This window comes from Armatimonadota bacterium, from assembly GCA_036504095.1.
Lineage (GTDB): Bacteria > Armatimonadota > DTGP01 > JAKQQT01 > JAKQQT01 > DASXUL01.
Map to the genome: position 1 here is coordinate 13,011 of DASXVS010000063.1, position 26,156 is coordinate 39,166.

Annotated in this window: 22 protein-coding genes; 16 read left to right on the forward strand and 6 right to left on the reverse strand. The window is 62.1% G+C overall.

Going from position 1 to position 26,156, the window contains the following annotated elements; all coding sequences use genetic code 11:
• Positions 1-11 precede the first annotated feature (11 nt).
• The 3 genes from VGM51_14350 to VGM51_14360 all read left to right on the forward strand — a co-directional run bounded on the left by VGM51_14350 (position 12) and on the right by VGM51_14360 (position 3,703).
• On the forward strand, positions 12-830 hold the full coding sequence (locus tag VGM51_14350) for an acyl-ACP desaturase (GenBank protein HEY3414217.1): 819 nt from the start codon (positions 12-14) through the stop codon (positions 828-830).
• Positions 831-1,106: 276 nt separating this feature from the next.
• Entirely contained in the window at positions 1,107-2,366 is a 1,260-nt protein-coding gene (gene ahcY / locus VGM51_14355; protein ID HEY3414218.1) for an adenosylhomocysteinase, read from the forward strand.
• Between the two features lie 239 nt (positions 2,367-2,605).
• Positions 2,606-3,703, forward strand: coding sequence for an SGNH/GDSL hydrolase family protein (locus VGM51_14360; protein ID HEY3414219.1), 1,098 nt, complete (start codon positions 2,606-2,608; stop codon positions 3,701-3,703).
• A 181-nt stretch (positions 3,704-3,884) separates the two neighbouring features.
• On the opposite strand, the gene VGM51_14365 is transcribed toward VGM51_14360, so the two are convergent.
• Both VGM51_14365 and VGM51_14370 read right to left on the reverse strand, forming a co-directional pair.
• Positions 3,885-4,334 carry a hypothetical protein gene (locus VGM51_14365; GenBank protein HEY3414220.1) on the reverse strand — a complete coding sequence of 150 codons (450 nt, stop codon included), beginning with the start codon at positions 4,332-4,334 and terminating at the stop codon, positions 3,885-3,887.
• On the reverse strand, positions 4,331-5,557 hold the full coding sequence (locus VGM51_14370; protein HEY3414221.1) for a hypothetical protein: 1,227 nt from the start codon (positions 5,555-5,557) through the stop codon (positions 4,331-4,333). Before VGM51_14370 ends, VGM51_14365 begins: the two co-directional genes overlap by 4 nt.
• 240 nt (positions 5,558-5,797) lie before the next feature.
• Between VGM51_14370 and VGM51_14375 the strand changes: the two genes are divergently transcribed.
• From VGM51_14375 to VGM51_14405, 7 genes are all read left to right on the forward strand, one after another.
• The gene (locus tag VGM51_14375; protein HEY3414222.1) at positions 5,798-7,585 is read left to right on the forward strand and encodes a hypothetical protein; all 1,788 of its coding nucleotides are present in this window, start codon (positions 5,798-5,800) and stop codon (positions 7,583-7,585) included.
• A gap of 135 nt (positions 7,586-7,720) precedes the next feature.
• Complete coding sequence (locus tag VGM51_14380; protein HEY3414223.1) at positions 7,721-9,004, forward strand: PhoPQ-activated protein PqaA family protein; 1,284 nt, start codon at positions 7,721-7,723, stop codon at positions 9,002-9,004.
• Complete coding sequence (locus VGM51_14385) at positions 9,001-9,741, forward strand: WecB/TagA/CpsF family glycosyltransferase (GenBank protein HEY3414224.1); 741 nt, start codon at positions 9,001-9,003, stop codon at positions 9,739-9,741. Before VGM51_14380 ends, VGM51_14385 begins: the two co-directional genes overlap by 4 nt.
• 40 nt (positions 9,742-9,781) lie before the next feature.
• Positions 9,782-10,156, forward strand: a complete 375-nt coding sequence (locus tag VGM51_14390; GenBank protein HEY3414225.1) for a GxxExxY protein — start codon at positions 9,782-9,784, stop codon at positions 10,154-10,156.
• A gap of 60 nt (positions 10,157-10,216) precedes the next feature.
• Positions 10,217-11,161 carry a PfkB family carbohydrate kinase gene (locus VGM51_14395; GenBank protein ID HEY3414226.1) on the forward strand — a complete coding sequence of 315 codons (945 nt, stop codon included), beginning with the start codon at positions 10,217-10,219 and terminating at the stop codon, positions 11,159-11,161.
• Positions 11,162-11,372: 211 nt separating this feature from the next.
• The gene (locus tag VGM51_14400) at positions 11,373-12,827 is read left to right on the forward strand and encodes a hypothetical protein (protein ID HEY3414227.1); all 1,455 of its coding nucleotides are present in this window, start codon (positions 11,373-11,375) and stop codon (positions 12,825-12,827) included.
• Positions 12,828-12,837: 10 nt separating this feature from the next.
• On the forward strand, positions 12,838-14,061 hold the full coding sequence (locus tag VGM51_14405; protein HEY3414228.1) for a hypothetical protein: 1,224 nt from the start codon (positions 12,838-12,840) through the stop codon (positions 14,059-14,061).
• A gap of 30 nt (positions 14,062-14,091) precedes the next feature.
• Here VGM51_14405 and VGM51_14410 read toward each other — a convergent pair whose 3' ends face one another.
• Positions 14,092-14,850, reverse strand: a complete 759-nt coding sequence (locus tag VGM51_14410; GenBank protein HEY3414229.1) for an NAD-dependent deacylase — start codon at positions 14,848-14,850, stop codon at positions 14,092-14,094.
• A gap of 61 nt (positions 14,851-14,911) precedes the next feature.
• Here VGM51_14410 and VGM51_14415 point away from each other — a divergent pair, with 61 nt between their 5' ends.
• The 6 genes from VGM51_14415 (at position 14,912) to VGM51_14440 (ending at position 22,289) form a co-directional block, all read left to right on the forward strand.
• A complete protein-coding gene (locus VGM51_14415; GenBank protein HEY3414230.1) occupies positions 14,912-15,763 on the forward strand; it encodes a hypothetical protein in 852 nt (283 codons plus the stop codon).
• Positions 15,763-16,455 carry a ComF family protein gene (locus VGM51_14420; protein HEY3414231.1) on the forward strand — a complete coding sequence of 231 codons (693 nt, stop codon included), beginning with the start codon at positions 15,763-15,765 and terminating at the stop codon, positions 16,453-16,455. Before VGM51_14415 ends, VGM51_14420 begins: the two co-directional genes overlap by 1 nt.
• Before the next feature lie 29 nt (positions 16,456-16,484).
• The gene (locus VGM51_14425; protein HEY3414232.1) at positions 16,485-18,752 is read left to right on the forward strand and encodes a hypothetical protein; all 2,268 of its coding nucleotides are present in this window, start codon (positions 16,485-16,487) and stop codon (positions 18,750-18,752) included.
• A gap of 60 nt (positions 18,753-18,812) precedes the next feature.
• Positions 18,813-19,685 carry a metallophosphoesterase gene (locus VGM51_14430; GenBank protein HEY3414233.1) on the forward strand — a complete coding sequence of 291 codons (873 nt, stop codon included), beginning with the start codon at positions 18,813-18,815 and terminating at the stop codon, positions 19,683-19,685.
• 124 nt (positions 19,686-19,809) lie between these two features.
• Positions 19,810-20,994, forward strand: coding sequence for a nucleotidyltransferase family protein (locus VGM51_14435; protein ID HEY3414234.1), 1,185 nt, complete (start codon positions 19,810-19,812; stop codon positions 20,992-20,994).
• Positions 20,995-21,068: 74 nt separating this feature from the next.
• Positions 21,069-22,289, forward strand: coding sequence for an AI-2E family transporter (locus VGM51_14440; GenBank protein ID HEY3414235.1), 1,221 nt, complete (start codon positions 21,069-21,071; stop codon positions 22,287-22,289).
• 22 nt (positions 22,290-22,311) lie between these two features.
• Here VGM51_14440 and VGM51_14445 read toward each other — a convergent pair whose 3' ends face one another.
• From VGM51_14445 to VGM51_14455, 3 genes are read right to left on the reverse strand one after another with little or no spacing between them, the layout of a single operon-like run.
• Positions 22,312-24,141 (reverse strand): phosphatidylglycerol lysyltransferase domain-containing protein, encoded by a 1,830-nt coding sequence (locus VGM51_14445; protein ID HEY3414236.1) that lies wholly within the window; start codon positions 24,139-24,141, stop codon positions 22,312-22,314.
• 10 nt (positions 24,142-24,151) lie between these two features.
• Complete coding sequence (locus VGM51_14450) at positions 24,152-25,078, reverse strand: alpha/beta hydrolase-fold protein (protein ID HEY3414237.1); 927 nt, start codon at positions 25,076-25,078, stop codon at positions 24,152-24,154.
• 21 nt (positions 25,079-25,099) lie between these two features.
• Positions 25,100-26,152, reverse strand: a complete 1,053-nt coding sequence (locus VGM51_14455; GenBank protein HEY3414238.1) for a lysylphosphatidylglycerol synthase transmembrane domain-containing protein — start codon at positions 26,150-26,152, stop codon at positions 25,100-25,102.
• Between the last annotated feature and the right edge of the window lie 4 nt (positions 26,153-26,156).

Here is a 26,156-nt window from a genome sequence, read left to right on the forward strand (position 1 = left end):
AGACCGGAACCATGGCAAACACAATCGAGGAAGCCTTCTTCCAGAACTATATGCGGTTTTTCCGTCTTGCCGAAGAGAGACGGCGCTGGAGTATCTGGCGCGACATTCCGTGGGACCACGCAAACCCGGATACCGCGCCGCTGATCTCGGACATTGTTGAGGCTTTCAGCGCCGTCGAGATCTTTCTGCCCGACTACACGTCCAAGATTCTACACCTCATCCGCAAGAGCCGCGGCCGCGCGTGGTTCCAGGCGAACTGGGGTTACGAGGAGAGCAAGCACAGTCTCACCCTCGCCGAGTGGCTTGTCCGAAGTGGAAAGCGCACGGAGGAGGGCATGCACGCCTATGAGAATGCGCTGCTGGATAACGGCGAGTGGGACCTTCCGTTCGACACGCCGCGCCAGATGGTCATTTACACGATGATCCAGGAGTTGGCCACGTGGCTGAACTACACCAATCTGAGGGCCCTGGTCAACAAAGATGGTCCGGAGGGCGACCCTGCCCTCTCGCGCGCGCTGCTGCTGATATCGGCCGATGAAAAGACACACTACGATTTCTTCCGGAAAGGCGTGAAGGTGTATCTGGAGCACGAGCCGGCCGAGACCCTCGCCGATCTGAAATATGTTCTCGACAACTTCGCGATGCCCGCGCACAACCTCATCCCAGGCTGGGATGAACGCGCGAAACAGATTCAGGCCGCGGGAATCTACGGTCCCCGACAATTCCTGCGCAGCGTCTACCGGCCAATCCTCAAGGACCTGGGAATCTCCGAAAAGGGATTCAGGGCTCAGGATTCGGGATTCAGTTCCGAACCGAATACCGAATCCTGAATCCAGACTCCCGCCTACGGGAATGGCTCCAACCCCGCACGAATCGGGAGCCAATGGTCGTAGAAGGGTCTCCAACCCAGGTTGGATTTGCGTTCGCCTGCTTCATGCGAACGTTCATCCCGTGGTATACTGTGAAACGATGCCCGAAACGTGAGCCCGCGTTCTTCCGGCAAAGAACCGACGTAACGATGAACGAGGAGCGATGAACGATGAATCCGAACTTCATCATTCATCGTTCACCACTCATCGTTCAGTTTCAGCACCAAGGAGAAGTGCATGGTAAACCATGACGTGAAAGACCTGGCGCTGGCGGGCAAAGGCAAACTCCGGATAGAGTGGGCCGAGATGGAAATGCCCGTCCTGCGGCAGATCCGCGCCCGCTTCGAGCGCGAAAAGCCCCTCGCCGGCCTCAAACTGGCCGCCTGTTTGCACGTAACCACCGAAACCGCCAACCTGGCCATCACGCTGAAAGCCGGCGGCGCCGATGTTTCGATGTGCGCCAGCAACCCGCTGTCCACCCAGGATGACGTCGCCGCGTCCCTCGTTGTAGACCACGGCATCAAGACCTTCGCTATCAAAGGCGAGGACCACGACACCTACTACAAGCACATCATCTCGTCCATCGAGTGCCACCCGCACATGACGATGGATGACGGCGCGGACACCGTGGGCATCCTCCACAGCACGCACAAGCAGTACGCCGACCAGATTATCGGCGGCACCGAAGAGACCACCACCGGCGTGATCCGCCTTCGCGCCATGCAGAAGGACGGCGTCCTGGCCTACCCGATCGTGGCCGTGAATGACGCCGATACTAAGCACCTTTTCGACAACCGCTATGGTACGGGGCAGAGCACCATCGACGGCATCATCCGCGCCACCAACCGCCTGCTGGCGGGCAGCACGTTTGTAGTCCTTGGCTACGGCTGGTGCGGCCGCGGTCTGGCCTCCCGCGCGGCAGGACTTGGCGCGAAGGTCATCGTGACCGAAATCAATCCGGTCCGCGCGCTGGAAGCGGCGATGGACGGCTTCCGTGTGATGAACATGGCCGAAGCCGCCCCGCTGGGCGATTTCTTCTGCAGCGTCACTGGTGACATCCACGTGCTGCGTGGCGAGCATTTCGCCGCGATGAAGGACGGCGCCATCATCAGCAACAGCGGCCACTTCAACGTTGAGATCGACATCCCCGCCCTGGAGGGCCTGTCAAAAGCCATCCGCGAGGTCCGAAACTTCGTGCAGGAATACACGATGGCCGACGGCCGACGCCTCTATCTTCTGGGTGAAGGCCGCCTCATCAACCTGGCCGCCGCAGAAGGCCACCCGGCCAGCGTGATGGACATGAGCTTCGCCAACCAGAGCCTCTGCGCCGAGTGGATGGCGAAAAACGCGAAGAACCTGAAAAAAGGCGTCTACCCCGTGCCGGTGGAGATCGACCAGGAAATCGCCCGACTCAAATTGAAGGCGATGGGCATGAACCTGGAGATCCTCACCGAAGAGCAGGAAAAGTACCTGGCATCGTGGGACATGGGAACGTAGTATTCCACGGTAGTTCGGGCGTCGCTGCCCGACACCTATGAGCGTCGGGCACAGAGGCCCAACCTTCGGAAATATCAGGAAACGGGGGAGCGACCGGAAGCGGTCGTTTCCCCGTTTCTGTTTGCGTGTAACAAATCGCTCCTTGGCGAGGGCTTGATTTCATAGAGCGTCTTTGGCACAACCTCGCCTTGTGACAGCACGCCGCCTACGATAGCTGCACGAAGGAAAGGTACGTTACGTTGAACACTCTGTTTTGCGCCACGCTGGCGCTGGGCCTGGCGATGGCTGCGTGTGCCGCGCAAGCTGCCCCCTCTGACGCGTCCATCAGATGGCAAGATGCATCCGATCTCACCGTTGAAGGGCGGGGTTGGACCGATAATGCCAGCTTCTACAACCGCTTTCCGGCCCGCGCAAAGGCTGTCGTCAGGCCTGAGCTATGGGGCCTTTCCACGAACAGCGCGGGTATTGCGATCCGCTTCGTAACAGACGCGAGAGAGATCCACGCGCGCTGGAAGCTGATCAACGCGGACCTCTCAATGAACCATATGGCCGCCACCGGCGTGAGCGGCCTTGATCTGTATGTCCGCCTCAAAGGCAAATGGGCATGGCTGGCCGTCGGACGGCCTGCCGGTCAGGAGAACGAGGCCACCCTCATCTCGGGCCTCCCAGACGGCAAGAGGGAATACGCGCTGTACCTGCCGTTGTACAACGGGGTCACCAGCGTCGAACTCGGTGTTCCGGACGGCGCCGTGCTGGATACCGCTCCTCCGCGAACGAGAGATGTAAAGCCTGTGGTGTTCTATGGCACTTCCATCACGCAGGGCGGGTGCGCCACCCGGCCGGGCATGGCCTACCCAGCCCTGATCGGACGCGCCCTCGACATCCCAACGGTCAACCTGGGGTTCTCCGGCAACGGTCGCGGTGAGCACGAGGTTTCCGACCTTCTTGCTGAACTGGACCCCTCCGTCTATGTGATCGACGCCATGCCGAACATGTCTCCGGAGACCGTGGATGAACGCATCCGTTACATGCTCAAAACTATCCACACCAAACACCCGAACACGCCCCTGATCATCGTGGAGCACGCCATCTTCCCCAGCGCTTTCAACATGGAGAAGGGCCGGGCGGCCAGCGACGCGTGGAACAAGATTCTGGCGAAGATCTACAAGGACAACGCTGCCGAGTGGGGCGGCCTGTTGCACTACGTGAAATGCGATAAGTTGATGGGTTCGGACGGCGAAGCTACTGTTGACGGGGTCCATCCCACCGACGTTGGATTCATGCGTATGGCGGAGGTACTGACACCGGCCGTGAAGAAAGCGATGGGTAAGGGCTGAGGGCTGGGAGCTGAGGGCTGAGGGCTGAGGGCTGAGGGCTGAGGGCTGAGGGCTCAGAGAGGTTAGCACGTCATCCTGAGCGCAGCGAAGGATCTCAAGCTACCGTTGAGATCCTTCGCAGCGCTCAGGATGACGTTCCTGGCGGCCTGGATGCCGGATTTTGGATGCTTCTCGCAGCCCTCTAGGGTAGGTACTCGGGATGAAGGGCATAAAGTGCGACGCGGTAGGCGTCCAGGATATCGACGACGCTCGCGGAGGGCGCCGTGGTGACGAGGTTGTAGATCTGCGCCTCACGCGCGGTGGCGGGCTGGAGGCCCGCCGCGATACGCAGGCTGGCGATGGCATTCGGGAGGCTGAAGCCGACCCATGCTGTGACCACGCGTGACGTGGCACGGGTGGAGATCGAGTTCGCCGGAAGAAACGTCGTCACCATTCGCGACGCAGCCAGGGTGTTTGGCCGGACGTCGGACTGATAAACAACGATCAGGCGCGAGACCGCTGCAGTGTCGGTCCTCGGCCCCAGGTAGACGGTGACGAGCCGTGAGGCGGCGAGCGTCTCGGTTGCAGCAGGCGCACGGTCTGCGAAGCAGAGGCAGATCACGAAAGCCGGCAACAGGCACACGGGCTTCATGGCTCGATCCTCACCTGGAGCGATGTGCTGCCCGAAGTCAGGTTGACGCTGGCAGTCCACGTGGCCAAGGTGCTGGTGCCGCTCACGAACGCGCAGGGCACGGTTACAGCGTCACCAATGAGGGGAGCGACGCGGAGGTTTACCTGCGCGGTGGTGGCGACGTTCTTCGTCTCAACCACTACGGGAAAGGACGCCGGGAGGATGTCCGGCAGAACGTCCGCAGCCTGGTTGAGCTCGCCCAGGGGCTGGGCCGGTACGGCGTTGCTGCCCACGGACACGATGCGCACGGACGGCGCCGAAGTATCGGGCCAAATCAGCGCCGGGTTGGACGGCAGCGCCGCGGAAGGCAGCGGATTGACGGTCAGCGTGCTGGCGCGGGTATTCGCCTCGATGCGAATGCGGCCGGGCGCTCCAGCGTATACCGTACCGCCCAGCGTATTGATCGTTCCGGTGCCGGCCACCGTATCGGCGACGAGACGGATCGCGCCGCCGCTGCCTGAGCCGCTCTGGTTCCCCGCGCCGCCGTAATTGCCGCCGTTTCCTCCGTTAGCGCGGATGGAGCCGTTGATCGTGATGGTTCCCGTGGCCGCGATGAGGATCGCCCCGCCGCCGGCTCCGCCCCCGACACCATTACTCCCGCCACCGCCGGATCCGCCGATCAACGGCACAACCTGCGCGGTGCCATAGGCGACGCCCGGGAATGTGCCGGACAGGCCGGGACCGGCGTACCCCGCCCCGTTCTGCGGACCCTTAGCGCCTCCACCAAGCCCCCACCCCGGCCCCTCGCCACCCGCGTAGATGCCGGTCGTGAGCGCGGGCTTCCCGCCGGCGAAGCCGCCTGGGCCGGGTTCCGGGGCCGGAGAGACGCCACCGCTGGATGCGCCGTCCAGGCTCACGATCCCGTTGATCGTCACATCGCCGTTCACAAGCCAAACGACAGAAGCACGAGACGGGTGGTTCTTGAAAACGATGGACCCGGCCGTCATACTGACGGACGAGTAGTGGAAGACGACCGCCCCCTTGTCGCCATCATACACGCCCTTCCCGGGCGTGGGGCTAGTGGAGTCCCAAGCGCCATTGGGCGCTTGGGAGAGATCAATCGAGATATTGCTGGTGACGTTGAGGATTCCGTCGGAGCCATTGGCCCCGGGAACTGTGATTGCGGCCTCGCTTGCCGAAGCGAGGGCTAACGCCGCCAGGATGGCGGCCGTGCTTATATGCATTCAGAACCTCCATATCTGCCCTGTTGCAACGGCCCGACGCCCGCCGTCCGAAAGTACTGGGGACAACGCTTGGCCGCATTAACGCGATAATTCCCGCTTACTAGTCTCTTCTAATCATCACGTTGTGGGGATAGCTGCTGCCTTACTCCCGCCTGGTCGGCGCGATGGCGATATTGGAAGCGGATCGCGTGTCCGTGTCCATAATGGCCCATCAGGCTCCGGCGTCCCGAATTATGCCGGATGACGATTGAAAGAGAGTTTGCCATGGTGGTATCCGTTCTCCGCATCGTTGCCCTCCTGCCGCTCATCGCCTCATTCGCCGCGGGCGCGAGCGAACCGCTTCCCGGTTTTCGGTGGGGTCCCTTCTTCGACGAACAGGTGCGGGACGAAAGAACCCCGGAAGGCGTGCGCATTTATACGGATGCGCCCGGCCCTATCGATCCCTCGAAACCGACTCTGGTCGTTTTCTATGCCACTCCCAACGGAAACTCCGTTGAACAGACACTTGGCTCGGAAATGGAGCCGGGACTCGACTGGCATTACGATATCCAGCACATCGCGGCCCAGACCCGAAAACTCCGCGAGGTTGATACGCGTGAGAACATCGTCCTCGTTGTAGTGCAGCCTGATGATCGAAGCTGGCCCGTCTGGCGTGAAAAGCACCCGGACAACGGCAGCCTCATCCGCCGGCTCGTGAGCACAACGGTGGCCGGTATTCCCGGAAGCCCAACCCGCATCGCTCTGACGGGACACAGTGGGGGCGGGTCGTTCATTATCGGTTACCTGAACGGCGGCAGTGCAATCCCGGACGAAATCCAGCGGATCGCGTTTCTGGATGCCAACTACTCCTACTCCGATGACGAGAAGCACGGCGACAAGCTGCTGGCATGGCTTCGCGGAGGTGTGACGCGCCACCTGATCGTACTGGCGTACGATGACCGCAATATCACACTGGACGGTAAACCCGTCGTCGGCCCGGCCGGCGGAACTTGGCGGGCATCGCATCGAATGATAGACCGGTTCAACAGGGACGTACCGCTTTCCGAATCCCGGAATGGGGACCTCATCACATTCAAGGGCCTCAACGGACAGATAGTGCTCACGCTCGATCGCAATCCGCGGAACAGTATCCTTCACACCGTTCTGGTGGAAACCAACGGTTTCACGCACGCGATGACACTGGGGACGCCGGAGGAAGGCAAGGCGGGAGCTTATCGCGGAAAGCGGGCATACACGAAATTGATCCAACCGGCGCCAATATTGGCCCCGAGCGGCGTCAAGGTCGTCACCGGCATACCCGCCCGACCGTCGGGCGCCGAAGGCGGCCACGCCTTCATGAGCCGTATCGCCGCGATGGCCGGCGCAGATCGGGAGGCAGCCATCCTGGCCGAACTGAGTCAGGGCAATGTGCCGGATTTCCTGCGGAAGTTCAAGACCCTGCGGGTCCGCTGGGGAGACTCGAACCGGAAACGCCACACAGGCGTCATCAACGTCATGCCGGACTACCTGGCCGTTGGCAGCGATGCCGATTTTGTGCGCGTCCCGATGACGCCCATGACGGCTCAGAAACTGGCCGATCTGTACGGGTGCTCGCTCATCACCCGGCGAGTCTCCGACGTCGTGTTCGCCGAGTCCGAGCTCAGGCTCGATCCCAGGCCGTTGACGGTCGATCGCGAATCCGTTTCGACTTTTGTTCAGCACAACGACATGATCGAAGCGCAGCGCGCGGGCAAAGCGCTGGGGCTGCTCACCGCCGGGATCAAGAAGGACGTGGTTATCACGAACCTCCTGGCGGCCAGGCCGACCCACGTGGCGATTTACGGCTGGCACTACACCAATGGAACCCCTATCCAACCTCTCACGACGGTCCATATCAACACCTACGTGGACTACAGCCATGGCATTCGCCTGATGGCGCGCGCGTGCAAAGTGGACGGCAAGGAGCGGGACGTCCGCGATGTGATGAAAGACCCGCTCCTTTGCTGCATGCTCAGTGACGAAGGCCCGATGACCGTCGTCTCCTACTGAGTGCGGCGGCGCGACGGCCTATAATATGCACGTGCGCCCGATTCTGCGCGCACGATTGAGACTTCCCACTGCGCCGGGCGCGCTAGACAGCCCCCAGGCCGGTCGGGCCATACGCACAGATTGAGGATGAATCCTATGAAACGAAGCCGGTTACCTGGCATCGCCGCCGCTGCGTTAGCGCTCGTCGCGCCGGCGCGCGCGGATCTGTCGTCTTACATCGCAAAGCCGGAAGCGGTTTATACGTGGGGACAACGGTCCAATCGGAACGACGCGTCCGGAAGCGTCCAGGAATTGACGATGACCTCCCAGACGTGGCAGGGCAATGTATGGAAGCACCGCATCCAGGTGTTTCGCCCGACCGGAGCTCCCCACCCCGAGATGTGCCTGCTGTACAATACCGGCGGGAACGGCGGCGTGGGTGAGGAGGCGCTTGGCCGAATGGTGGCGAACGCCACAGGCTGTACGGTCGCGATCCTGTTCAATATCCCCAACCAGCCGCTTTATGGCAAGACGGAAGATGGGCTCATCGTCTACTCGTGGCAGAAATACGTCGAGACCGGGGATGAGAAGTGGCCCCTCCAATTTCCTATGGTAAAGGCCGTGATCAAGGCGATGGACACCGTCCAGGCGGCGGCAAAGAAAGCCGGGGACCCCGAGATCACGAAGTTCGTCGTCACCGGTGCGTCGAAGCGCGGTTGGACATCGTGGCTGACCGCCGCGACAGGCGACAAACGCATCGTCGCCATCGCGCCGATGGTCATCGACATGCTGAATATGCCGGCCCAGATTCCACACCAGCTCGCTATGTATGGCAAGCCGAGCGAGATGATAGACGACTACTCCTCAGGCGGGATGCTTGACGCGCTGAAAACACCCAAAGGCAAACGCATCGTCGAGATGGTTGATCCTTACTCTTATCGCGCGAAGCTCTCCCTCCCGAAGATGATTGTCTTGGGGACAAATGACCCGTACTGGTCGCAGGACGCCCTCAACTTGTACTGGGACGATCTGACGGGCCCGAAATGGGTCCTGTACACGCCCAACAGCGGCCACGCCCTGGAAGATTGGACCCGAGTGCTGAACACCCTGGGAGCATTCGCGCGCTCCATGGCTGCCGGAAAACCCCTCCCAACGCCGAAATGGCAATGGACCGGCGACTCCTCGAAGGCGACGATCTCGATCTCCTGCGACGCCCCGATGAAGTCGGCCCGGCTGTTCCGGGCCCAGTCTGCCTCTACGGATTTCCGGAAATCAACGTGGATGTTCAGCGAGATCCCCGTCGAGGGCGGCAAGACCTCGGCCACCGCCACCAAGCCCGATACCGGCTTTGCCGCAACGTTCGTCGAGATGACCTTCGAGCAGGAAGGCAAACCTTACACGATTTCCACACAGATGCGCATCCTGGGAGCGGCTAAGTGACGAGTTCTGTTCAGCCATCGTCCGTCGAATTATTCGGGTGCCGAGTCGATCGCGTGACGATGCGCGAAGCAATCGCCAGGTGCGGGTTCTTCCTGGCCGAAGGCGGCCCTCACTACGTGGTAACCGCCGACACCTCCGGCATCGTGATCGCCCAGGGCGATGAGGAATACCGGCGAATCATCAACGAAGCCGACCTCGTGACCCCGGACAGCATCGGTGTGGTGTGGGCCTCGCGCAAGTTCGGGCAGCCTGTGCCTGAACGCGTGCCGGGCGTGGACACGATGGAGGCGCTGTGCGGCCTCGCGGCCGCCGAAGGGCTCCGTGTCTATCTGTTTGGCGCCGCCCCCGGCGTGGCGGAAACCGCGGCGGCCAACCTCCGCGCGAAATTCCCCGGCCTGACGGTCGCTGGAACGCGTAACGGATATTTCGCGAGCACCGACGAACCCGGGATCATCGCTGATATCCGCAACGCCGGAGCCGACGTCCTGTTTGTAGCTTTCGGCATCCCGAAGCAGGAGAAGTGGATCAAACAGAACCTGCCGGCCACCGGCGCTCGCCTCGCGATGGGCGTGGGAGGCAGTTTCGATGCCTTTGCGGGCGTGGTCAAGCGCGCGCCGGCAACCATTCGCAAGGTCCATCTCGAATGGCTCTGGCGGACACTCAGCAATCCAAGGAAGATCCGAAAGGCGGCAACACTGCCAAGGTTCGCATGGATGGTCTACAGAGCGAAACGTTGATTTGCACCACGGAGCCACGGAGAACACGGAGGAACTCTGAATGCTGGCGGACGGGGATGTGACGGAGCAAGTCATTGGTGCGGCGATCGAGGTTCACAAGCATCTCGGCCCCGGCTTGCTTGAAAGCACTTACGAGGCGTGTCTTTGCCATGAATTGGCTCTTCGCGGGGTTCAATTCGAACGCCAAATGAGCATACCGTTATCATACAAGGGAGTTCAATTGGCCTGTGGGCATCGAATTGACCTCGTCGTAGAGCGACGAGTTATCGTCGAACTCAAGTCGGTTGACGCTCTGATCCCACTACACGAGGCCCAGCTTCTTACTTACTTAAGGACTACCGGATTGCATACGGGTCTGATCATCAACTTCAATGTCAGATTCCTGCGCGACGGTATCGTCAGGAGAGTTCTCTGAGTTTCTCAGTGCTCTCCGTGCCTCCGTGGTGAGTGCCTCGCTCCCATCGAAAGGAAACATATGACAGACACTATTACGCCCGATGTGGTCACCGTGGGGTCCATGGCGATTGACAGCATCCGCACTCCGGCGGGCGACGCTCCCAACTGCCTTGGCGGCGCCGCCGTGCACGGCTCAATGTCCGCCAGCTTCTTCGCTCGCGTCGGCCTGGTGGGCGTGGTGGGGCACGATTACCCGCCTCACGCCATCGCCATGCTCGAAGAGCGCAGTATCGACCTTTGCGGAGTTCAGCACGCGGACGGGAAAACCTTCTTCTGGCAGGGCTATTACGAGGGGGACATGGGCGACGCATTCACGGAGGTCACCGACCTCAATGTGTTCGCCGATTTCCAGCCGGAACTGCCGGCTTCGCATCGAAAGGCGCCGTTCCTCTTCCTGGCAAACATCCACCCGGCGCTTCAGCTATACGTGCTGGAGCAGATGGAAAGCCCGCTTCTCACGATGGCCGACACGATGAACTTCTGGATCACCGGCGAAAAGGATGCCCTTACCAAAGTCATCCAGAAGGTCAATGTCATGTTTATGAACGACGCGGAGTTGCGCCAGTACACGGGAATCCCGAACGTGGTAAAGGCCGCGCGCGCCGTCCTCGACCTTGGTCCGGACGCCATCATCGTGAAAAAGGGTGGTAACGGCGCGGTGATGTTCTCGAAGGCCGGTGACCCGGAAGGCCCGCTCGGCATGTCGTATTTCAGCGCTCCGGCCTACCCCATTCCCAGCCTCACCGATCCCACCGGCGCGGGCGATTCGTTCGCCGGCGGCTTCATCGGCTACCTGGCCAAGGTCCACGATACCTCCGAGGCCGCGATGCGGCGCGGGATCATCTACGGCAGCGTGATGGCCTCATTCAACGTCGAGGACTTCAGCATGAATCGCGTCCGGCGGCTGACCTGGCCGGAAATCGAGACGCGTTTCGCGCGTTTCGAGAAGATCGTGGCGTTCTAAGTCCGGCTTTCGATTCCCTTCCTGCACCGTCGCCCCGGTCCTGTTGCCGGCAATAGCCCGTAAGTGTACCGGGGTGATATTATCCACATCGAGATAACACAGATGCATTGACCAGTGAATAGCCATATTGGTAAATCTATACAGTACCTCTATGGCGACGCAGATCCTCATCCGCCGGCGACACTCGGTATGACACGTGAAGGAGGTCGCGATGGTATTCCGTCGTTGCAGGAATCCAATCGTTCTGCCCTGTATTCTCCTGGCCGCCCTATCGGCAGCCATGCCCTCTCATTCCCAGGCGGTCTACCGCGCCTCCATCGCCACCGGTGGCGCAGAGGCGGACTGGGATAGCAGACACCCATCCATCAGCGCCGACGGACGCTACATTGCATTCACTTCCGGCGCATTCAACCTGATTCCGGGAGGCACGCCGGACACGACCGACGTTTATGTTCGCGACCGTGTCACTCTGCAGACCACCTGCGTCTCGGTGTCCTCCTCCGGCGCCCGCGGGAACAACAACAGCGATTCACCCTCGATCAGTTCGGACGGGCGCTACGTCGCATTCCGGTCGTACGCTTCCAACCTCGTGCCGAATGACACAAACGGCGTGGAGGACATATTCCTCCACGATACGGTTCTCGGCACCACGGTGCTCGTATCCGCGGCGGCGGGAGGGGCGCCGGCGAACGGATGGAGTGACTCCCCGGCGATCAGCGGAAACGGCAATATCGTTGCCTACTCCTCCAAGACAAGCAACATTGTAGACGGCACCGCCATCACTGTCCGCAACATCCTGGCGTGGAATCGCCTCTCCGGTGTGACCACACGTTTGAGCAAAGCTTTTGACGGCTCGCCGGCAAACGGTGACTCGTTCTTCCCAGCGATCTCTGAGGACGGCAGGTACATCGCGTTCGAGTCTTTCGCCTCCAATATCCTGCTCGGGGACACCAATAACGCGTCGGATGTATTTGTTGCCGATCGGCTGACCGGAGCGACCCAGCGCGTCTCTGTCGCCTCCGGCGGCCTTCAGTCCGCAACGGACAGTGATGAGGCAGCCATCAGCGCAGACGGCCGATGGGTAGCCTTCCGCTCATACTCAACAAACCTGGTCACGACCCTCGACCAGAACGACGCTCCTGATGTCTTCCTTCACGATCGGGCCACCGGCGCGACGTCTCTGGTGTCCGTCGGCATAGACGGCGCGGCAGCGCTCGGCGAAAGTGGATCGGCCTCGTTGAGCTCCGATGGGCGCTACGTGGCGTTCTGGTCGCGGGCGGCAAACGTTGTCTCGGGCGATACGAACGGCTGGGATGATGTGTTCGTTCGCGATACCGTGAAACAGACCACGACACGGATCTCGGCCGGAGACTACTGGAGCCTGTCTCCCACCATAACGCAGAACGGGGTGTACGTATCCTTCGAATCCTACGCGGACAATCTAGTTTCCGCCGACACAAACCAGATGAGCGACGTCTTCGCCGCCGGTCCGCTCGCGGCCGCCTACTCGGTGTCTGAAGCCGGGAAGGCATTGCGCATCTGGGGCGGATTGCTCGTCGCCGACCCGATGGACTTGCCTCGACTCAACGTTGAGGCAGCCAATGCCCACATCGATTTGTCTGATGCCACACGTATCGCACGGAAGGCAATGGGCCTGGAACCGTAAGGAGCAAACCATGAAGATCACACGAATGCCGGTATTGCCTCGAAGGTTGCGCCGGGCGATCCCGTGGCTAGCAGCTATTGCCTTGGGCACGTGGCCACTGATGGAGGACATTCTGCCCGCCCGAGGAGCCCCAACCCAGAACAATGCAGCCACCAGACTCCCATTGGTGGTCCTCGGCTACAACGAACTGGGAATGCACTGCATGAATCAGGACTTCTCCGAGCTTTGCATACTGCCCCCATTCAACACGATGCACGCCCAGGTCATCGACAGGACAGCAGAGCATCCGCAGATCGTGTCCAGCGGCATCACTCTGAATTACTCCATTCCGGGCAACACGCGAAGTTACGACAAGACCAATTTCTGGACATACGCCCAGGCGCTGTTCGGCACTGCATTCCCGAAAGACTACGGCCTGGCTGGTACGACCCTTACCGGGACAATGACCGTGGACGCAACAGGGCAGTGGGGCGCCACAGGCATACCGTTGACCCCTATGACAGACGCCGGTAAGCTGGATCCGTACCAATTAGCAAGGTTGGTCGCTACACAGAACGGCGTCGTCGTTGGTCGGACTCAGCCCGTCATTCCGGTGTCGTGGGAGATCTCGTGCAACATCTGCCACAAGACGCCCGGCATTTCCGCCGCGACGGACATTCTGAGGGCTCACGACCGGCGCCATGGCACCACGCTGGAGAGTGAGAAGCCAGTGCTTTGCGCGAGATGCCACGCCGACCCGGCGCTCGGCGCGGCCGGTACGACTGGAGTGTCGACACTGTCTCACGCGATGCACTCTGCACACGCTTCCCGGATGACGGCGGCGAATCTAAAGGTCGACTGCTACGCCTGCCACCCAGGAATCCGAACACAGTGCCAGCGCGATATCCATCTGGCGAAGGGAATGGACTGCCATAACTGCCACGGCGATATGGTTCAGGTCGGAGACGTCAACCGGACACCATGGGTCAGCGAACCTCATTGTTCAGATTGCCATAACGTAGCTGGCCATGCATACGAAGAGCCTAGACTGCTGTTCAAACAGTCCAGGGGGCACAACGGTGTGCACTGTCCCGCCTGCCACGGAGCTCCGCACGCCATCACTCCCACAACGACCTCGGCAGACAACGTTCAAGCAATGGCGATCCAGGGACATACGGGGACAATTAACACCTGCACCGTCTGCCACAGCACACAGCCGGGAGATCCATTCAACCACACGTTGGGCGACGGCTAGTTCATCGACCAGAATGCGAAGGCCGGCACGTTATCCACCGGCCTTCGCATTCAGCCGTTCAACGACCAACGGGAGCAGTTCCCCTGCCTTCGAACACGACCGCCAGCAGGCGCCACGGTCCATTTGAGTCGGTCCCACATTCAGGACCGCCACACGGCGGGCGTACTGCGGCAGCGTATTGGCCGGCGAAACCTCGAGGCTCGAACCGACGACCAGCATCAGATCGGCGCTGAACGATTCCTGGACTGCCTTCTCGAAATCGTCTGTGAGCATATCCTCAAACAGGACGACGTCCGGCCGGAGCACTCCGCCGCAATCGCAGTGAGGCGGGCAGTCTCCGGCCTCAACTTGCGCCGCGAGAGTCTCAAATGGAAACCTCCGCGAGCACTTCTGGCAGCGCCCGGTCCTCATGTGTCCGTGTACTTCGAGAACGTGCCTGCTTCCCGCCCGATGATGCAGTGAATCGATATTCTGGGTGATCACGCACTGGATGGCTCCCATATTCTCCAGGTCCGCGAGAGCCTTGTGCGCGGCGTTAGGCTCGGCGGCCAGGAACGAGCGCCAAAGCGTAATCTTGAAATCGTAGAAGCGCTTCGGATCCTTGCGCATAGCCGTCACGGAGAGAATCTCGATTGGGTTCACGCGAGTCCATAGCCCGGAACCGGGCGTCCGAAAGTCCGGGATGCCGCTCTCGGTGGAGATGCCGGCGCCCGTCAGGACCACGGTGCGGTTGCTGCCTCGCAGTATATCGGCCAGTTCCAGGGATTCGAGATCGAGTTGGGATTGCATCGTAAAGCCTCCATACCCATGATGTCGCCGCCGTGCCAGAATAGAGATGGAGGATAGCTCATTGGTATCATTTGCCTGTCTCGCTCCGCACGGCTGGCTTGCCGTGCCCTTGCTCTGCGGGCCCGAAGACATCCCTGCCCACGCTACTCGCGAAGGGCTTGAGACCCTGGGGAAAGGACTTGCAGAAGCAGCCCCGGAAACAATCGTTCTGATGTCTCCCCACGGACTGATGGTCGAAGGGGCTATCTCGATTCTGGACTCGTCCGTCGTCGAGGGTTCCACCGAGGGAATGCCCTGGGCTGCGAACAGCCGTCACAGTCTGCGGCTCGCATTCGAGGTGGACACCGAGTTGAATGCCGGCATCGCCGCCCATAGCCACGAGGCCGGGATACCCGTGCTCAGAGTCGCCAACAATGCCGCCTGGGAGCCGCTCCTGCTCGATTTCGGAGCGCTGATCCCGCTCTGGTACGCCGGCGCCACGCTTCAGCCGAGGCCAAAGGTTGTGATACTATCTCCCGATCGAAGGCTCAGTCCCATCGATCTGCGGTCCTGCATCGCCCTCGGGCGCGCCGTGCGGGAGACGGCTGCTACTACCGGCCGCCGTATAGCCTTTGTCGCCAGCGGCGACCTCGCCCATTCCCACGATGCAGATCACGCGTACGGATATGACCCCGCCGCAGCGGAATGGGACGCCGCGGTGGTGGACGCCGTCCGTTCGGGTGATCTCGCCAGCCTGTTATCGTTCGATAACGATGCATTGCGACGCGCAAAGACCGACGCGTTCGGCCCCCTGATGTGCCTGTATGGCCTTCTTGAAGGCTCAAACCTGCGCGGCGAACTCTTGTCCTACGAGGCGCCCACCTATTTCGGGATGGCTTGCGCCGCGTGGACACAGCGGGAGGCCCGCGGGTAATGTCGGCCTTGATCGAAGCCGGGAACGCGCTCCTGGACCTTCTCTACCCGCCCAAATGTTACTTATGCGGTCAGGTTGGAGAGTTCGTCTGCGAGGATTGCGTCGCGGCCTGGCCGCGGCCCGAGGAACCGCGCTGCCCGCGCTGTGGCGAACCGTTGCCGATTGGCTCGTGCGGCTGGTGTCGGGACGGGATAGCCCCCCTGGCCGCCGCGGCATTCCCATATGCGTACGCGGAAGGTGTGCGCGAGGTCGTCCACTTGCTCAAGTACAGAGGTAAGCGCCGAGTAGCGGCGCCGATGTCCGCGGCGATGGTCCGTACTGCCTGGGACACCCCGGCATTCCGGGGGGTTGACGCCATCGTCCCCGTCGGCCTGCACCCTCGGCGCATACGGCAGCGCGGGTTCAATCAGAGCGAATGGCTCGCGGAGGAGATGAGCGTTCTGATGAACGTGCCCTTGGGAATGTGGTCGATTCGCACCCGTCACACTCGCCCGCAGGTAGGGCTGTCCGCGTTGGAACGCAAGGAGAATATGCGCGGCGCCTTCGCGGCCACCCCGGAGGCCGCAGGGCGGCGGATATTGCTTGTGGACGATGTCAGCACGACCGGTGCGACAGCCCGTGAGGCAGCACGCGAACTGCGCGACGCCGGCGCGCACTGGGTTGGCCTCATCACTTTTGCGAGGGACCTGTAACATCGTGGCCAGGGTTGTATGAGCGATGCTTGTATGTTAACATTGAAACCGGATACTGGAAGCGGCTTCACCGTGGGCTTCCGTTCATGAAAGGCACACCTTTGACGATCAACACTTTCGCGCTGAGAGTGATATCAGCCGCCGCCCTGATTATCGCCCCGATGACCGCGGCGCACTCGACCCCCATAGAGCGTTCCGAACCCATCCCGTGGATCGGAGAGCAGGCGATCACGGAAACCGTGGCGCAGATTATGGAGCATCAGGCCGGATTCGTGCGGTCAACTCCCCGTCCCATACGGCCCCGCCTTTCGGCCAATCGCATGGGCCTTCGGCCCATGATGGATTCAACGGACGAAACCCCGTCGATTTCCTCGGCGCCGACCGATCCGCGAACGACCCTCAAGGGGCGGAAGGACGCGCCGCAGACCACCGGCGTCTCCTTCAACGGGCCGACAGTTTCGGACACGCTCGGGTACACCCCGCCTGACGCCATGGGCGCCGCCGGCCCGACGCAGTTTCTCGCGACGGTCAACGGGCGATTCCGTACGTACAACAAGGCGACGGGCATCGCGGATGGAGCGCTCAATGCCGATCCGGATGTGTTCTTCCAGTCGGTATTGACGCCCGGAGTCTACGCCAATGGCACCACGGATCCCCGCGTTCGTTTCGACCGCCTCACAGGCCGCTGGTTCATCGTTATGATCGACATCCCGACTGACTCGAGCAACGTCTCGGTCAACAACCGCGTGCTCATTGCGGTCAGCAGCAGCGCAGTCATCACCGGCCAGACGAGTTTCAAGTTCTTTTATTTCCAGCAGAACACTGTGAGCCCCGCCGGTGACACAAATATGTTCGCCGATTATCCCACGCTGGGCCTGGATGTCAACGCGCTGTACATTGGCGCCAATATGTTCACCGGCGCCGGCGGGTTTCACTCCACAACGGGATGGGTCGTCCAGAAATCTTCGATCCTGGGCGCCGGCCCCATCGCGGTCACAGCGTTCCGTAATCTCGCGACCATGACAGGAATCACCCCAAACCCGGGTGTATACACGCCTCAAGGCGTGGACAATGACGACCCGACCGCAATGGAAGGTTACTTCATCGGGCCCGAAAACAACGACTACGGCATCCTCGTGATGCGACGCGTCTCGACCCCGGGCGGCACCCCAACCATCTCCGGCGACCTGAATATCCCCGTACCGCCGACAAGTTACCCGGTGAGCGTCACAACCCTGGGCAGCACATGTCCGCTTGACGCATCCGGGGACGATCGCCTGTACTCGGCTCAAATTCAGAGGAATCCTGTCAACGGCGAGCAGACGCTGTGGACGGCACACAGCATCGGCGTGGACAGCAACGGAATCGCCAGTTCCAGCCCGGTGATGGATGCCTCCCGTTGGTACGAACTCAGGAACCTCACGACGACGCCTGCCCTGAAACAGAGCGGGACACTGTACGATTCCACCGGCGCGCATCGGAGTTACATATACCCTGCGATCGCGATGTCCGGGCAAGGGCATGTGGCCCTGTCGAGCAGCACTATGGGGCCAAGCGCCTACACCGGAGTGGCGCTCACAGGCCGCCTGAATGGAGACGCCGCGGGCACTCTGCAGCCCGTCACTATGGTCCCGCTGACTTCATTCGCCTACAACTACGAGAATTGCACGGGATCGCAGCCGTACCAGCGCTGGGGCGACTACGGCTACACCTGCGTGGACCCCAACGACGATATGACGATGTGGACCGTGCAGGAATACGCCTCCGCCACGAACAAATGGGGGGTGCGCATCGTCCAGCTCAAAGCCCCGCCGCCGGCCCTGCCGATCGCGTGTAGTCCCAACACGCTGGCGCCGGGCGCCGCCGGCGCCATCCTCGTCGTCACGGGCGCCTCAACTGGCGGCTCCGGGTTTTTCGACCCCGGGGCCGGCTTCGCCAACCGCCTCACGGCCGGCGTTTCCGGCTCAGGAGTCACCGTCAACAGCGTCACGTACAACAGTCCGACGCAGGTTACGCTGAACGTCACCGTTGCATCCGGCACGCCTAACGGCCAGCGCTCGATCACCATCACCAACCCGGATGGGCAGACGCTCACCAGTGCGGTCGGCGTGCTCAGCATCGCCGGCGTTCCTTACGTGGCCGGCGATGTCGTGAACGCGCTGAAGATCGCCGGAGGCCTTCTCAGTTCGAGCAGCGCGGACATCTCCCGATACGGAATCGTGACAGGCAACGCCGTGAACATAGCAGACGCAACACAGATCCTCCGCAAGGTAACCGGCCTTGTGCCCAATCCCTGACGTCCCCGGGCCGGAACGCGCGTTGCAGTGCGTTCCGGCCCCGGCCTATCATACTGCCATATGGAACCGATGACAGTGCTGGCGGGGATCGCGGCGGGCCTCGGCGCGGAAGCATGCCGACGCAGTGAAACGGAGCGTATCGTGGTTACGGAACACGTCATCGCCCTGCCGATGTGGCCTTCGGCGCTCGACGGTTTCCGCGTGATCGTGGCCTCCGATATGCACGTTCACCCGAACGCCAAGGCGCCCGGTCGCCGGGAGACGCGCCTCGGCCGGATCCTTGGCTCACTCGACGGCGACATCCTTGTCGTTCCCGGCGATGCCGCCAACACGCGAGACGCCGCGCGGATTGCCGCCGGAATCATAGAGATGGCACGCCCTCGATACGGCACATTCATCACATTCGGGAATGGCGAGCACAAACGGGGGGATGAGACTTCACCCATCGCCCGCGAATTGAGTCGGGCGGGCCGGGTGCTCGTCAACGAAAGCGTTGTCCTCCCCGTCGGCGGCGAGGGCATGGCAATCCTCGGTGTCGATGATCCGAGCGAAGACCGGGACCGCCTGGACCTTGCTGGCCGAGGCCTGTCCGGCGACTTGCCCACAATTCTGCTCGCCCACTCCCCGGAAATCGTGACACGACTGCATCGCCGGCCCGTTGACCTCGTCATCTGTGGACACACGCACGGCGGCCAGGTTTGCCCGCCGAACGGCCAGGCACTCTGGACGCAGACACAGACGTTGGAGCGCTCTTCACTGGGCTATGGAACGTTTGGCCCGCGCGATTTCGCGCGATTCACCTCGCGCGACCTCCAGCGCACCAGGATGTTTGTGAGCCGCGGCGTGGGGACCGCCAAGATGGCGGTCCGCGTTTTCTGCCCACCCGAAGTCGCAGTGCTCACGCTCCGCCGCGAAGCCGGCGCCGGCACTTAACGCATCCCCGCTTGGCTCATTTCTTGCTTCACAACATGTAGCCGTATTGTCAACAAGTGCTATCATCCTAAGAGGGTGACGCCTCGACCCGCTCCATGCGCGTCGGCTGGGATGGCGGACAACCTTGCATCTCACGATTCCAACCAGGAAACCGAAAACGAACACTGCCGCGCCATCCGCTGAACTTGTCGCTATCGCACGACTCGCCGTAGCAGGCCGCGCCGACGCCGTGACGGACGCTCTGGCATCGTCGCCGGACCCAATGGCGCTGGCGGACGCGGCCCAACACCACGGTCTCGCCCCGATTTTTCACGTCTTCTCACGCGCCCGGGCCAACGAACTCCCTCCGGAGCTTTCCGGCCGCTTGGCGGCAGCTTATCGCCAGAACAAAGCCCGCGCGATCATCCTCCTCAGCGAGGCCGCCCGCATCGCGCCTCAGTTTGAATCGCGGGGCGTACCGTGCATCCCGTTGAAGGGCGCCGCTCTCGCCGAAGACCTTTATGGTGATCCGGCGATGAGGCCGATGCACGACGTCGATCTGATCGTGCCGCAAAGCGCGCTGGCCATCGCGCGGGAAATCATGCTCGCAGCAGGCTATCACGAAGAATCGGGCGATCTGCGCGCCGGCTTTGAAGAGGAATTCCGTTCGGAACTCTCGTTCTACCGCAGTTCGCCGCACCCGTGCCGTGTGGAAATCCACTGGGGCCTGCTCAATTTCGGCGGCCACGAGGAATGGACGAAAGAGGCGTTCAAACGCAGCGTGGTGACCCCGCGCGGCCGCCGCCTGACCGACGAGGAAACACTGCTCTACCTCGCCGCGCACTCTGCATACCACCACCAGAACGACCGCCTGATTTGGGAGTTCGACGTTGCCCTGCTTCTACAGAGCAAGGGCGCATTGCTCGATGACTCGGTCGTCGGCGAGTTGGCCCAGACGCACCGACTCCTGATGCCGCTCCGCTGGGCGCTGGAAACCGGCGAACGGCTCGGGGTGCCGGCGCCCCCGCACCTGGCTGCGGTATTGCAGCATCGACGGGTTGGACGGGTCGAGCGTTGGGGCTTGCGGTTTGCGCGCGATCCCCAGCTCGCCTCGGCCGTGCGCACCCTTCTCACTCTGCGCAGCACCCCAGGGTGGCGACGGCGGTTGAGGCTGATCGGCGCGAAACTATTCCCGGACAAGGAACACCTCGTGGCGCGGCACCATGCGCACGGGTTCTGGCCGTGGATATATACAAAGCGCATCCTCTCACTGGGCGCCAGGCTTGCGTTGGCCCTTCTCCACATCGGAAAGCCCCGTTCAGGCGACTAACCGGGTCGCGAGAGTCGGGTGCGCCGCCTTCCTGTTCGCCACCGGTCCTTCGCCGTGGCTATCATCACCTTGACATGGAACCTAACAACCACGACCACCCGGGCGACACGCTCAGCCCGCCACCAGCATCCGATCCCAGCTTCAGCAGCGCTCTGGTCGAGCAGGACTGGGTAACGCTTCGCACTCGCGTGGGCATCCGCATCACCGTTTTCGCCGTTTCGTTCATCGCGTTCATCGTCTTCCTCGCGTTCGCCCTCAGCCGCCTCGCCCACGTCCTCGAACTCTTCACGATTGGCCTGTTGCTGGCGATGGCCATCAACCCGGCGGTCGCATGGTTTGAGAAGCGCCACACCCAACGCTGGGTTTCCGTCACGGCCCTCGTGCTGCTCCTCGCGGGTGTTGTCATCGGCGGACTCGCCTCGCTCGCCCCAACCCTGGTCGACCAATCGACCAGGTTCATCAACGATGCACCCCAGATCGGCAACAGCCTGCAGCAACACCTCAAGTGGCTGGACCATCGGTTCCCTGCCGCGCACGTTGCGGAACTCGCCAACCGCCTGCAGAGCGAAGCCTCCCAAAGCCTATCCGGTATCCAGTCCACCGCCACAACCGTCTTCACCGCCAGCGTGACCACCGTGGTGGAAGCGGTGCTCGTCGTCTTCCTCGTAGTCTTCGTCCTCTCCGATCCCCACCCCCTGGTGCGCGGTCTGCGCGGCGTCATGCCTCCGCAGTGGCAACCGGAGGTCACGCGCATCGGCGAGTTGGTTGTCGCGAAGGTCCAGGCGTGGATCCAGGGGTCGTTGATCCTGATGCTGTTCATCGCCGTGCTGGATACGATCGGTCTTCTGGTTCTGGGCGTCCCGTATGCGCTCCTTTGGGGCGTCCTAAGCGGGCTTCTGGAGATCATCCCGACCCTCGGGCCGATCATCGCCGCCGTTCCACCCGCCATCGTCGGCCTCACGATGCCCCACCCAGTCACCGCGCTCTACATCCTGGGCCTCTACGTCGTCATCCAACAGATCGAAAGCAACGTGCTGGTACCCGTAGTCATGAGCAACAAGGTGCGACTCCACCCGGTCACGCTGCTCTGTTTCCTCCTGGTGATGGCGGAGTTCCTGGGCGTCTTCGGAGCGCTGATTGCCACGCCGCTGGCAGCCACTCTGAAGGTCCTCTACATGGAGTTGTACTACCGGCGATTGCACGGCGCGCTACCGCCCGAGGAAGCGAACGATCCCACTCGCCTGAAGCTCAAACGAAGGCGCGCCCGAAAAGCAACGGAGGATGCCGCGCCTTGAGCCGGTATCCGTTCCCCGCGCGCTACTGATGTGTTTCCGGGCCTTCCGGAATCCGAGGCGCGTCAGGACGGGTCGCGCGTTTCTTCCACAGAAACTGAAACAGGCTCTGGGAGGAGTTGGCGCGTACGATCGCGAGAACCACTCGGGGAAGGTGCTGCCCTCCGGGGTAAGCCAGGTACCGCGGCTCCCATTCCGGGCCGAACTTCTCCTTGAATGCATGCAGCCCCGTGAAGCGATAGAAGTGGTTGAAGTGGTGGTACAGGACGTTGATGGCCGCATCCAGGGGAGCCCGTGATTCCGGTTTCGGCGCCAGTCCCTCGGTTTCGTTCTCCGGGCACTCCGAATCCGGCACCTGCAAGCCGGTGCTGAGGGGGCTGAGGCCCAGGCCGTACGCTTTCCAGCCCTCTTCCTTCAGCGCCAGGGCCTCCCTTGCGAAGAGGTATTCCATCACGCCGTTTGGCGCATCGGGACGGCGCCGCATGAGATCGGTGGCCCACCCGTCGGCACGGTACATAGGGACGAGTGTCTCGAACGCCAGGACGCGGTTCTGATCGTCCAGGGCAACCATCATCGGCTGCTGCGCGGCCACGGACGGATCCCAGTACCCCAGGCTGAACGTCTTCTCGCTGCCCTTCTGCTCTCCCAGCCACAGATCGCTGACCTCCTGAATGTGCGGAAGCAGGTTCAGCGGGTCCCTGGCGAGATCGTAACGGACGGCGCGCACACCTCGGCGCTCAATCGCCGCTACTGCGTTCCGCACTTTCTTCATCCGGCTTCCCTCCAGCGAGAATGAATCCAGGCGAACGACAGCATCTTCGCCGATCTTCAGGGTCCGAAGATCCGCCGCGTGATATGCCGGAAGATAGTCGGGCACGACCTGGTAAAACGCCGGCAGCCAGTCGTTGCGCGCGCACAGGTTGCAGAACTGAAGCACCAGTGCCGGCACCGCTTCGGGAGGCGCAATCGGGTCTCCCAGCGCCAGTGCGACGCCAGCGACGACCTTGTACGCGATAACGCCGGACCGATCCGCGTTGAAGCAATAGGCTTTATCCGGAAGCAGTGCGAAGTGGGCGATGGTGGTGCGCCCGTGCCGGATCAGCAACCCTCGCACGACTTCGCGGTCGGCAACGGATGGCTTTCCGCGGACCAGCAGTGGTCGCAAGAGCATCATCAGGCCATACGACAGCGAACCGACGCTCACCGCGTAGATGCTGTTAATGAACCACCACGCGCGAATCATCTGCCACGTGAGATGCCGTGAATACATCGCGTGAATGGGGTGGACCTTCACGTCCCCATATTGGAAGAACAAGGCCAGAGTTGCTTGCAGCGCTTGCACCGGCGTGTGGATTCCCACAAACCGCGTGCGGAAGAACCAGAACCCATAAGTGCCATACACAGCGGTGAAAAGCACCGCCGCGATCACCGTCGCAACACCGTACCATACGGACGGCGGATCGCTTTCGGCATGGAAGAACGGCCTCAACAGGACGAGGCCCAGCATGAGCGAGAGGATAACGAGCGATTCCTCGTAGTCCAACCCTTTGATCAGATGGAGGCCGAACGAGACGCCAAGGGTGGCGAATGAAAGCGTCCACGCGACACGCTTATGCCGCCAGAGCCCGCGGGCCAGCATGATGAGATAGAACCCCGCGACAACCGTCAGGATGCGGCTTCCGTGAACCACTTCCATGCCGAATATCGCGTGGACGATTCGCGAACGCTCCGCGGTATGGGCGGCGATGACGCTGGCCACGTTGACGAATCCCATCAGCGCCACGAGAACGGCGATCAGCCGAACCTCCAGGCGGCGCTTCAAGGGCATTTGGCTGGCGAAAATTGCGGTGTCCATAGCGGAGGGCTCAGGGATGGGCGCGGAATCGCCGGTCAGCGAACAGCAGGCAGTCTCTCAGCCGCCGGCTCCAGAAGGCGAATCCGTGCGCGCCGGTGGAGATTCTGAGATCGGAGTCCGCGCCCAGTTCCTGGAGACGCGCCGCGAATGCGCGGTTTTGGCGCACGTACTGGTCGTGCGCACCGCAGATCAGAAGTACATGCAGCGAGGCCGGATCGTGAACTGTCACGATGGTGTCCTGCGGAGAATTCGCCCGCCACAGATCCATCCGCCCGCCAAGTACATGCCGGGCGATCGGGGTGAAATCCGCCGCCCGGAAATAGCCCGACATTGCACAGGCAACCGAGAACACCTCCGGATGGCGGACGGCCAGGTTGGCGGCAGCGAAGCCCCCCATCGACACACCCGCGACCGCGCGGTGTCCGGCATCCGCTTTCGTCCGATAGTTCGCATCCACTCGGTTCACGACTTCATCCAGTAGATACCGTTCCACACTCCACGATCCGTCCGGACGATCCATCGCGCCATTGCAGTCGAACTGCCCGCGCGGACCCTGAAGGTCGGGGCAGACCAGTATCATCGGCGCGACGGAATCCGCCAGGATCATCTTTTCCAGCGTAACGTTCGCGCTGCCCTTGACAACCCAGTCCCGCGCTTGGCCGGGGCAGCCGTGCAGCAGATAGACAGCCGGGTACCTTACCTCCGCATTCTCCGGGTCATCGTACCCGGGAGGCAGGTAGACGAGCATATCTTTGTTTGCTTTGAGAATCCGGCTGCGGAAAGCCACCCGCCGCAGGGATCCGGACATGCGCGCATGCAGGTCCTGCTCCTCCTGCCGGTCACTCAGCAGATCGTTGACCAGGACACCGACCGGAATCGCGACAATGACGAACGCCGCCGCGGCCAACGCGTAGCCCAATCGTGTTTTGCGGTTCATTTTCATCGTCGTGGCGGCAGGTCAGGCGCCCTTCGTTCCGTGTAAAGCGTGCTTCGCCAGCACCACACCGATCGGTATCGGAAGCCAGTATTGAATCAGCCGGTACGTTCCGGTTACCAGCATGGCCACCGTGAGGTTGACGCCGAAAAGAGTGTGAAACGCACCGGCCATGCCGACCTCAAAAGCCCCCAACTGGCCGGGTATGAATGAGATGAAGCCCAGCAGCATCGCGATCACGAAACCGGCGGCGACGAACCCGATCGGCTGCGGGTGCCCGAACGCCTGGAAAACGCACCACACGTTGAAGACATCCAGCACATTGTAGCCCAGCGCGGGAGCAACCGGCCTCAACAGGCCTTTCGGGTTTGCCGTGACATCACGACGCAGGGTACCCATACGCTCGACCATCGCCGATGCGGAAGCCTCTGGAGTTTCCGAATGCTCGCGCGAGGGGCGCAGCCTTCGCAGCCTTCGGACGATCCCCGCAAGTGTTCTCTCAAGAGCCTCCTGTTTGCCCAATCCCCACCAGAGGAACCCGATCACGCCACCAATCACCGCCACCAGAAGCGCCGCCGCGAGCACTGCCCTTCCCGGTAAATGCCCGATTACGGCCAGGTACACAAACGTGGCGGCAACGACAAGCAAGTACGTCAGGTAGTCATAGATGTAGGTGAGACCGATGGCGAAGAGGGCGCGGTCCGGCGGTACGCCTTCCGACTGCAAGGTCGCCACCATCAACGCCGAACCGCTCGCCCCACCGGTGGGCACGATGCGATTCACCGCGTTGAAGGCTGTGACCTTGGCAATCATCTCGCCCCAACCGAAGCGGTAACCGGCGAGTCCCAGGGCCGTCTGAAACAGCTTGCCGTTGCTGACGCTTCGCAGACACTCCACGATGCAGGCGAGCACCAGCCAGCCCGGCCGGGCGCCGCGGAGGAGGAATGCCATGTGGCGGAGGTCGCCGAGTTTGAGCAGCACGAACGCGCCGCAAATGACGAAAATCGCCGGCAAGACGATAGCTCGCCACCCAAGGGAGGTCCCCGCAGCGCTTGCGTTGCTCCGACGTTTGTCCATGGCT

Coding starts and splice junctions, on each gene's coding strand:
- VGM51_14350 (HEY3414217.1), top strand. CDS start 12: ATGGCAAACACAATCGAGGAAGCCTTCTTCCAGAACTATATGCGGTTT.
- ahcY (HEY3414218.1), top strand. CDS start 1,107: ATGGTAAACCATGACGTGAAAGACCTGGCGCTGGCGGGCAAAGGCAAA.
- VGM51_14365 (HEY3414220.1), bottom strand. CDS start 4,334: ATGAAGCCCGTGTGCCTGTTGCCGGCTTTCGTGATCTGCCTCTGCTTC.
- VGM51_14370 (HEY3414221.1), bottom strand. CDS start 5,557: ATGCATATAAGCACGGCCGCCATCCTGGCGGCGTTAGCCCTCGCTTCG.
- VGM51_14375 (HEY3414222.1), top strand. CDS start 5,798: ATGACGATTGAAAGAGAGTTTGCCATGGTGGTATCCGTTCTCCGCATC.
- VGM51_14380 (HEY3414223.1), top strand. CDS start 7,721: ATGAAACGAAGCCGGTTACCTGGCATCGCCGCCGCTGCGTTAGCGCTC.
- VGM51_14390 (HEY3414225.1), top strand. CDS start 9,782: ATGCTGGCGGACGGGGATGTGACGGAGCAAGTCATTGGTGCGGCGATC.
- VGM51_14395 (HEY3414226.1), top strand. CDS start 10,217: ATGACAGACACTATTACGCCCGATGTGGTCACCGTGGGGTCCATGGCG.
- VGM51_14400 (HEY3414227.1), top strand. CDS start 11,373: ATGGTATTCCGTCGTTGCAGGAATCCAATCGTTCTGCCCTGTATTCTC.
- VGM51_14405 (HEY3414228.1), top strand. CDS start 12,838: ATGAAGATCACACGAATGCCGGTATTGCCTCGAAGGTTGCGCCGGGCG.
- VGM51_14410 (HEY3414229.1), bottom strand. CDS start 14,850: ATGCAATCCCAACTCGATCTCGAATCCCTGGAACTGGCCGATATACTG.
- VGM51_14420 (HEY3414231.1), top strand. CDS start 15,763: ATGTCGGCCTTGATCGAAGCCGGGAACGCGCTCCTGGACCTTCTCTAC.
- VGM51_14430 (HEY3414233.1), top strand. CDS start 18,813: ATGGAACCGATGACAGTGCTGGCGGGGATCGCGGCGGGCCTCGGCGCG.
- VGM51_14440 (HEY3414235.1), top strand. CDS start 21,069: ATGGAACCTAACAACCACGACCACCCGGGCGACACGCTCAGCCCGCCA.
- VGM51_14445 (HEY3414236.1), bottom strand. CDS start 24,141: ATGGACACCGCAATTTTCGCCAGCCAAATGCCCTTGAAGCGCCGCCTG.
- VGM51_14450 (HEY3414237.1), bottom strand. CDS start 25,078: ATGAACCGCAAAACACGATTGGGCTACGCGTTGGCCGCGGCGGCGTTC.
- VGM51_14455 (HEY3414238.1), bottom strand. CDS start 26,152: ATGGACAAACGTCGGAGCAACGCAAGCGCTGCGGGGACCTCCCTTGGG.